General features: G+C 67.8%; 1 protein-coding gene. It reads left to right on the top strand.

From position 1 onward, the window contains the following. Positions 1-242 precede the first annotated feature (242 nt). Entirely contained in the window at positions 243-1,445 is a 1,203-nt protein-coding gene (locus ABT296_RS38620; RefSeq protein WP_351934835.1) for an IS110 family RNA-guided transposase, read from the top strand. The last annotated feature ends 24 nt before the right edge of the window (positions 1,446-1,469 follow it).

Genomic DNA, 1,469 nt, shown 5'->3' with positions numbered 1-1,469 from the left:
CCCCCCATTACCTTCTTGATCAGCCCCGCAATGGGGTTCCCGGCCTCCGGGACGGCATGACTGCTCCCCCCTGTAGTTCGCATGATCTGGGGGGTGGTGTCACCGCTCCCGGAGGCACTGGTAGACCGCTGATGAGGGGCATGACCACCGACTCCTTCGGGAGGCAGGGAGGTTCTTCGTAATGTGGATGCCGGCAGCTGGTGCCGCAGGTGAGGCCGGGACCGTACGACCGGAGAGTGCTTGTGATCGACACCAGTGACATCGGCGCCTTCCTGGGCCTGGATGTCGGCAAGGGCGAACACCACGCCACCGCGCTGACCCCGGCCGGGAAGAAGGCCTTCGACAAGCGGCTGCCCAACAGCGAGCCCAAGCTCCGCGAGGTCTTCACCAAGCTGATCGCGAAGCACGGCACCGTACTGGTCGTCGTCGACCAGCCCGCATCCATTGGGGCCCTGCCGCTGACCGTGGCCCGGGACGCGGGCTGCAAGGTCGCCTACCTGCCCGGACTGACGATGCGGCGGATCGCCGATCTCTACCCGGGCGAGGCCAAGACCGATGCCCGCGACGCGTTCATCATCGCGGACGCGGCCCGGGCCATGCCGCACACACTGCGGTCCATCGAGCTCACCGACGAGACGGTCGCCGAGCTGGAGATGATCGTCGGCTTCGACGACGACCTCGCAGGTGAGGTCACCCGGGTCGCCAACCGCCTCCGTGGGCTGCTGACCCAGATCCACCCGCACCTGGAGCGAGTCGTCGGCCCGCGCATCCAGCATCCGGCCGTCCTGACGCTGCTGGAACGCTTCGGTTCCCCCGCCCAGATCCGCAAGGCCGGACGCCGACGCCTGGTCACTCTCATACGCCCGAAGGCCCCCAGAATGGCCGAGCGCCTGGTCGAGGAGATCTTCACCGCCCTGGACGAACAGACCGTGATCGTTCCCGGCACCGATGCCGCCGCACTGATCGTCCCCAGCCTCGCCGCCTCCCTCCAGGCAGTGCTCGACCAGCGCAAAATCCTCGCCACCAGGATCGAGGAACTGCTGGCCAACCACCCTCTTTCGAAGGTCCTGACGTCCATGCCGGGGATCGGCGTCAGGACCGGAGCCCGCATCCTCATCGACGTCGGCGACGGCAGCAGCTTCCCCTCCGCCGCCCACCTCGCCTCCTACGCCGGCCTCGCACCCGCCACCCGCAGCTCCGGCTCCTCCATCCGCGGCGAACAACCCTCCCGACGCGGCAACAAACAGCTCAAGAGAGCGTTCTTCCTCTCCGCCTTCGCCGCCCTCGCCGACCCGGCCTCCCGCACCTACTACGACAAGAAGATCAAGCAAGGCAAGCACCACACCCAGGCCATCCTCTGCCTCGCCCGCCGCCGAGCAGACGTCCTCTTCGCCATGCTCCGCGACGGCACCTTCTACCAACCCCAACCCGCCCCATCAGCTTGACGAAACCCATAGGGGCACCCCCCC

It is taken from the genome of Streptomyces sp. NPDC000983 (assembly GCF_040299205.1).
In the GTDB taxonomy this organism is placed as follows: domain Bacteria; phylum Actinomycetota; class Actinomycetes; order Streptomycetales; family Streptomycetaceae; genus Streptomyces.
The sequence above is the reverse complement of the archived record's forward strand: the minus strand, read 5'-3'. Positions and strand labels throughout refer to the sequence as shown.